Raw genomic sequence first — 6477 nt, forward strand, 5'->3', positions numbered from 1 at the left:
CCCGAAAATGACACCGAGAACATACAGAAAATGCCCCCTATCCCGTTGCACCGATAGGAACGGCAGAAAGGAGCTTACCATTGCCGAGAATGAGCAAGAAGCGGCGGCTGGAATGGTCTTTCTTCCTCAACCACCGCAACCGTATCACTTACAACGACCTATGCCGGGGCTGCACCCGTGACTGCAAACAGAGCTTCCGGGCGGTTATCATACTATGCCCCCGCTATTATTCCAAACGCTGGAAAAAGGAGGACGCAGCCTATGGCAGATAACCGCAAATATTACTACCTCAAGCTGAAAGAGAGCTATTTTGATGATGACGCAATCGTGCTTCTGGAAAGTATGCAGGACGGCGTTATCTATTCCAACATTCTCTTAAAGCTGTACTTGAAATCGCTGAAAAACGGCGGGAAATTGCAGCTTGACGAGAATATCCCCTACACCGCCCAGATGATTGCGACCATTACCCGCCAGCAGGTAGGCACTGTAGAGAGAGCCTTGAAAATCTTTATGAAGCTGGGGCTTGTGGAGCCTTTGCCAAGCGGCGCACTCTACATGAGCAACATTGAGCTTTTAATCGGCCAGTCCTCTACCGAGGGGGAGCGCAAGCGCAGGGCGCGGCTGGCTTTGCAGGAACAAAAAGCCCTGCCGCAGACAGGGGCGGACAAATGTCCACCATATCGAGCGGACATTTGTCCACCAGAGATAGAGATAGAGAAAGAGATAGAGATAGATATAGAGATAGAAAAAGAGAGAGAGTTAGAAACGGGACACCCCGCCCCCGCCGCCTATGGCAGATACCACAATGTCATTCTTTCCGATACGGAGCTTGACGGGCTGAAAACAGAGCTTCCCGGCAAGTGGGAGTATTACATTGACCGCCTATCCTGCCATATCGCTTCCAGCGGGAGGAAATACAAGAGCCATGCAGCCACGATTTTCAAGTGGGCGCAGGAGGACGCAGCCAAGAAAGCCCCGAAAAAGGGCATACCCGATTATACCTGTAAGGAGGGCGAGAGCTTATGACGAATGGATTTGATGAAATGATTTTGAATATGACCGACACCACGCCGGAGCCGGAGGACTACACCGGCGAGGACGGGCTTTTATACTGCGGGAAGTGCCACAAGCCCAAAGAGGGCTATTTCCCCAAAGAAACCGCCGCATGGCTGGGGCGTGACCGCCACCCGGCAGAATGTGACTGCCAGCGGGCAGAGCGTGAGAAACGGGAAGCCGCAGAGAAACAGAGCAGCCACCTTGAAACTGTTGAGAGGTTAAAGCGGCGGGGCTTTACAGACCCGGCTATGCAGGGCTGGACGTTTGAGAACGACAACGGCAAATGCCCGCAAATGGAACACGCCCATTTCTATGTGGAGAACTGGGAAACCATGAAAGAGCGCAACATTGGCTATCTGCTATGGGGCGGCGTTGGCACAGGCAAGAGCTATTTTGCGGGCTGTATCGCAAATGCCCTTATGGAGCGTGAAATCCCCGTGTGCATGACAAACTTTGCATTGATACTCAATGACCTTGCCGCCAGCTTTGAGGGCAGGAATGAATATATCTCCCGACTTTGCAGCTTCCCGCTGCTTATCCTTGACGATTTTGGAATGGAACGGGGAACGGAATACGGCTTAGAGCAGGTCTACAACGTGATTGACAGTCGTTACCGCAGCGGCAGGCCGCTGATCGTCACGACTAATCTCACGCTGGAGGACTTGCAGCACCCGGAGGACACCGCCCACGCCCGCATTTATGACCGTCTGATTGAAATGTGTTCTCCTGTCCGCTTTACCGGGAGCAACTTCCGAAAAGCCACGGCGCAGGAGAAAATGGAACAACTGAAAAAGCTGATGAACAGAAAGGAGAGCCGCCTATGACCAACACCCCAAAGAATGACCGCAGCACCCGCCGCCCGGATTGCGTGACGGAAATCCGCATAGGTAATTCTGTCCTTGTCGTTTCCGGCTATTTCAAGCAGGACACCACCGCCACCGCCGCCGACAAGATGATGAAAGTGTTGGAAGCGGAAGCTGCTACACAAAAATCGGCAATTTGACGGGACGTAAAGAAGCAAAAAGCCCTATACAGACAGCCGCCCCATGTGGTATGATAGTCATACGGAATAGTGGGGCTGGCTGTCGGAAATGGAGGACACTATGTTAAGACAGACCACCCGAAACCTTATTACCGCCCTTTATCCGAGATTATCCCACGAGGACGAGCTGCAAGGTGAGAGCAATTCTATTTCAAACCAGAAGCGTATTCTTGAAACCTATGCGAAGCAGAACGGCTTTTCCAATCTGCAATGGTACACAGATGACGGTTATTCTGGGGCGAACTTCCAAAGACCCGGTTTTCAAGCCATGCTTGCGGACATTGAAGCCGGGAAAGTCGGCACCGTTATCGTCAAGGATATGTCACGGTTAGGGCGAAACTATCTGCAAGTGGGAATGTACACAGAAATGATTTTCCCACAGAAAGGCGTCCGCTTTATCGCTATCAATGACGGAGTGGACAGCGCACAGGGTGACAACGATTTTGCCCCTCTGCGGAACATTTTTAACGAATGGCTGGTGAGAGATACGAGCAAAAAAATCAAAGCAGTAAAACGGTCTAAGGGTATGAGCGGGAAGCCCGTCACGAGCAAACCCGTGTATGGCTACCTTATGGACGAGGACGAAAATTTCATCATTGACGGGGAAGCTGCCCCTGTCGTGCGGCAGATTTACAGCTTGTGCCTTGCCGGGAACGGGCCGACCAAGATAGCCCGTATGCTCACAGAGCAGGAAATCCCCACGCCGGGAACGCTGGAATACCGCCGGACGGGAAGCACCCGCCGCTACCACCCCGGCTATGAGTGCAAGTGGGCGACCAATACCGTGGTACATATCCTTGAAAACAGGGAGTACACGGGCTGTCTGGTAAACTTCAAGACGGAGAAGCCGTCCTACAAGACCAAGCACAGCGTAGAGAACCCCATTGAGAAACAGGCGATTTTCGAGAACCACCACGAGCCTATCATTGACACCCAGATGTGGGAGCGTGTGCAGGAGTTACGCAAGCAGCGCAAACGCCCGAACCGCTATGATGAAGTGGGCTTATTCTCCGGCATACTCTTTTGTGCCGACTGCGGCAGCGTCCTTTACCAGCAGCGTTACCAGAACGCCACCCGCAAGCAGGATTGTTACATCTGCGGGAGCTACAAGAAGCGTACCCGTGACTGTACGGCGCACTTTATCCGCACCGACCTGTTGACCGCCGGAGTGACGGACAATCTGCGGAAAGTTACCAGCTATGCGGCGAAGCATGAAGCCCGGTTTATGAAGCTGCTGATCGAGCAGAACGAGGACGGGGGCAAGCGCAGGAACGCCGCAAAGAAAAAGGAGCTGGAAGCCGCCGAGAAGCGTATCAGCGAGTTATCCGCTATCTTCAAGCGACTGTATGAGGACAGCGTGACCGGGCGCATTTCAGACGAGCGTTTCACGGAGCTGTCGGCAGACTATGAAGCCGAGCAGAAAGAACTGAAAGAGAGAGCCGCCGCTATCCGGGCAGAGCTTTCCAAAGCGCAGGAAGCCACGGTAAACGCTGAAAAGTTTATGAATGTTGTCCGCAAGTACACCAGCTTTGAAGAACTTACCCCTACCCTCTTGCGTGAGTTTGTGGAGAAAATCGTTGTGCATGAGTGCAGCTATGACGAGAACGGCACACGCAGACAGGATATTGATATTTACTACTCTTTCGTTGGCAAGGTAGACCTGCCCGAATGACCGCCCGACCTATCCGGCGCAATGCGCAAGTGCCGGATAGGAACGGCAAATTTTTTTACACTTCTTTTACTTCTTTATCACACATCAGTAAAGAGCCAGGGCATCAAACAGTTCATGGCTAATTAAAGGGAACAAAAAGAAAGGAAAAGCACAATCCAGACGGTATCAGCGGCAGGTTACAAGAATAAATTGTGATTTCACAAGATTGGTGCTATAATAATAAGAGAAAAGTTCCTGCCGGGGCAGCCGCCCCGGTGGTATGGATAGAAAGGCAGGAAAACAATATGCACATCAGCTATAAACCACTCTGGCACACACTGTTAGAGCGTGATATGAGAAAAGAAGATTTAAGGCTTGCCGCCGGTATGACAACGAATATGATTGCCAACATGAGCAAAGAGGGAAAGCACATCAGCATGGACACATTAGCCCGTATCTGCGAAACGCTGAATTGTGAGATTACCGATGTGATTGAGTTAGTACCAGACGAGCCTGCTTCCACAGGAGGTAAGGAACATGAGCGAATTGAAACCAAGAATAACAGAAAACGGAATTGATTATATCCTTGTTGGGGATTACTACATCCCGGATTTGAAGCTGCCGGAAGAACACCGCCCCATTGGAAAGTATGGACGGCTACACCGGGAATATTTAAGAGAAGTCCACCCAGCCAGATTGAACACATTGATATTGACCGGAGAGCTATGGACATATCTTACAGACCTGAACGAACAGGCACAGGAACGGTTAGACACTATCATGGAGCAGATGAAAATTGCCGAGGGCGTAACCGAGGAATTAAAGTGTACCCGTCAAATGGAATGGGTGCGGCGGTGCAATAATATCCACAATCGGGCAGAAGAAATTGTTTTGCATGAGATAATTTATTCATAATAGTATGGTGTCAGGATTATGACAAATCAGAGGTTAAAAGGTGCGTTATGTTAAAAAGCATAGGGTTATATTTTAGAAAAATAGATTTTCTGAATTTTGCAATTGGAGCTATAATGCCAATCATTGTATTGTTTATAGTTTATTCATCAGTCAAATCAAATATAATTCTTCAAGATACTGATTTTTTATCACTGTTGATGAATCATAAAGGGAAATTCATATTTTACTTTTTCGTGTCCTTTATTGAAGAAGTTATTTTTAGAGGAATTATTTTTGGGCTGTTGCTGCAAAAATGTAAAAATAAGTATTTGAGTTGCGTAATAGCTGCACTTATTTTTACACTACCACATATTTTTAATACCGATAATATTTCTGTTCTGGTAATGTTTATTTTTCCTTTTCTATATGGAATATTTGCCAATGAAATGTTTTACACTACAAAGAGTATTTGGATGCCCACAGGATTTCATTGGTTATGGAATTATACAATAACAAGTTTGTTTCTTGTTACAGGAACACAAAGTTTCATATATGTACATATCATAGCAGCAATGATTATAATGATACCGTTGTTTTACATTGTTATTGGGAAAACACGCCTAAGTGGCGATTGATAGCTTACAGTTTATCGCTTTATACAACTCCCTTTTCGGAATTGTGTACCCACTGAAAACGAGCCTATAAACATGCATTCACAATGCATAAAAACACGTTCTGGCTATTTCCCACACATTGAAATATACACTTAGATAACGTATAATACGAAATATATTTTGGGGAGGATTATGACCATGAAAAAGAAATTATGCAGTATGGTTTGTCTTTGCTACTTTGTTTCAATTATGTTATGTGCATGTGGAAGAAAAGAACAGGGGAATCCTATTAGATTGCCAGCCAGAGAGGATATTGTATCGATTGGTGTCTCTGACGGTGACAAATATGCTATATCACCTAACACAGAAGGTGAAGCTACGGAGTTTATTGATGAATTTTTATCTATGCTAATGGATATGGAAACAACCAGTCAGCAATCAATCAATGATGCACCGGTCAACAAAGCTTCTATTACGATCAATATAAATTGTGATGGGGCGGCAGGAACTACTCTTTTTTACTATGTAGATAAAGGAATCGAATATGTAGAACAGCCATATCAAGGAATTTATAAACCAACGCCTGCTTTAGGTAATTGTATAACTGAAATGCTTGCTTCGGCAGATAATAGACCGCTAATGGTAACATTTCAGGCATCGGTAATTGAAACGAATCATGATTCAATAATAGTAAAACCGGTAGATGGTTCTTTGGAACTTGATTCAGCAGATAAGTTTTATATATCAAACGAAGAGAACCTTGAATTGCAAATTGGAGATTTCGTAGAAATTAGCTATAACGGAGAAATAATGGAATCATATCCTGCACAATTAGGAGAGGTTTATAAAATTACCGTGATAGAACAGACAGAAGCAAATGCCATGTGGGATAGAATACCTATGGTAAGAATAGATGGTAAATTATACTACGATACAGGGAGAGAAAGCATCATGGATGCACGTTGTGGCACTATGGATGGAGAAATAACATCAACTGTCGATGGAACTGAAATACCAACAGAAGATAATCAGTCTAATTTTGGAAGTGGATTTGGTTATCAGTATGGAGCAGACGATACAATAGAAATTTATATGAATGAAAAGTGGTTCGTCTTTGAATACAGAGAAGAATCTGAATGAGAGAATAAACGATAGATAAGTTAAATTAACCTATTGTGCTACTTCAAATAGATTATGTGAAAACCTGTAAAACCGCAAAG

The 6477-nt window shown here is 46.2% G+C and carries 9 protein-coding genes and 1 pseudogene; all 10 read left to right on the plus strand.

Going from position 1 to position 6477, the window contains the following annotated elements; translation table 11 throughout:
* Nucleotides 1-80 precede the first annotated feature (80 nt).
* The 10 genes and pseudogenes from LJE11_RS01660 to LJE11_RS01700 all read left to right on the plus strand — a co-directional run bounded on the left by LJE11_RS01660 (nucleotide 81) and on the right by LJE11_RS01700 (nucleotide 6397).
* Nucleotides 81-272, plus strand: coding sequence for a hypothetical protein (locus tag LJE11_RS01660; RefSeq protein ID WP_006058351.1), 192 nt, complete (start codon nucleotides 81-83; stop codon nucleotides 270-272).
* The gene (locus tag LJE11_RS01665; RefSeq protein WP_227295382.1) at nucleotides 262-1026 is read left to right on the plus strand and encodes a phage replisome organizer N-terminal domain-containing protein; all 765 of its coding nucleotides are present in this window, start codon (nucleotides 262-264) and stop codon (nucleotides 1024-1026) included. Before LJE11_RS01660 ends, LJE11_RS01665 begins: the two co-directional genes overlap by 11 nt.
* Nucleotides 1023-1880, plus strand: a complete 858-nt coding sequence (locus LJE11_RS01670; RefSeq protein ID WP_227295384.1) for an ATP-binding protein — start codon at nucleotides 1023-1025, stop codon at nucleotides 1878-1880. Before LJE11_RS01665 ends, LJE11_RS01670 begins: the two co-directional genes overlap by 4 nt.
* Nucleotides 1877-2059: a transposon-encoded TnpW family protein gene (locus LJE11_RS01675; RefSeq protein ID WP_227295386.1), complete on the plus strand. Its 183-nt coding sequence runs from the start codon at nucleotides 1877-1879 to the stop codon at nucleotides 2057-2059. Before LJE11_RS01670 ends, LJE11_RS01675 begins: the two co-directional genes overlap by 4 nt.
* A gap of 100 nt (nucleotides 2060-2159) precedes the next feature.
* Nucleotides 2160-3770, plus strand: coding sequence for a recombinase family protein (locus LJE11_RS01680; protein ID WP_227295388.1), 1611 nt, complete (start codon nucleotides 2160-2162; stop codon nucleotides 3768-3770).
* 21 nt (nucleotides 3771-3791) lie between these two features.
* Nucleotides 3792-3890: pseudogene (locus LJE11_RS20725) on the plus strand (Maff2 family mobile element protein); the annotation flags it as partial.
* A 164-nt stretch (nucleotides 3891-4054) separates the two neighbouring features.
* Nucleotides 4055-4327 carry a helix-turn-helix domain-containing protein gene (locus tag LJE11_RS01685; RefSeq protein ID WP_002592127.1) on the plus strand — a complete coding sequence of 91 codons (273 nt, stop codon included), beginning with the start codon at nucleotides 4055-4057 and terminating at the stop codon, nucleotides 4325-4327.
* Complete coding sequence (locus LJE11_RS01690) at nucleotides 4287-4664, plus strand: TnpV protein (RefSeq protein WP_227295390.1); 378 nt, start codon at nucleotides 4287-4289, stop codon at nucleotides 4662-4664. The genes LJE11_RS01685 and LJE11_RS01690 overlap by 41 nt, the downstream gene beginning before the upstream one ends.
* Before the next feature lie 47 nt (nucleotides 4665-4711).
* Nucleotides 4712-5278: a CPBP family intramembrane glutamic endopeptidase gene (locus LJE11_RS01695; RefSeq protein ID WP_044952171.1), complete on the plus strand. Its 567-nt coding sequence runs from the start codon at nucleotides 4712-4714 to the stop codon at nucleotides 5276-5278.
* Nucleotides 5279-5455: 177 nt separating this feature from the next.
* Entirely contained in the window at nucleotides 5456-6397 is a 942-nt protein-coding gene (locus tag LJE11_RS01700) for a DUF5301 domain-containing protein (RefSeq protein WP_227295392.1), read from the plus strand.
* Nucleotides 6398-6477: the final 80 nt, after the last annotated feature.

It is taken from the genome of Blautia sp. DFI.1.216 (genome assembly GCF_020594215.1).
GTDB classification, from domain to species: domain Bacteria; phylum Bacillota; class Clostridia; order Lachnospirales; family Lachnospiraceae; genus Blautia_A; species Blautia_A wexlerae.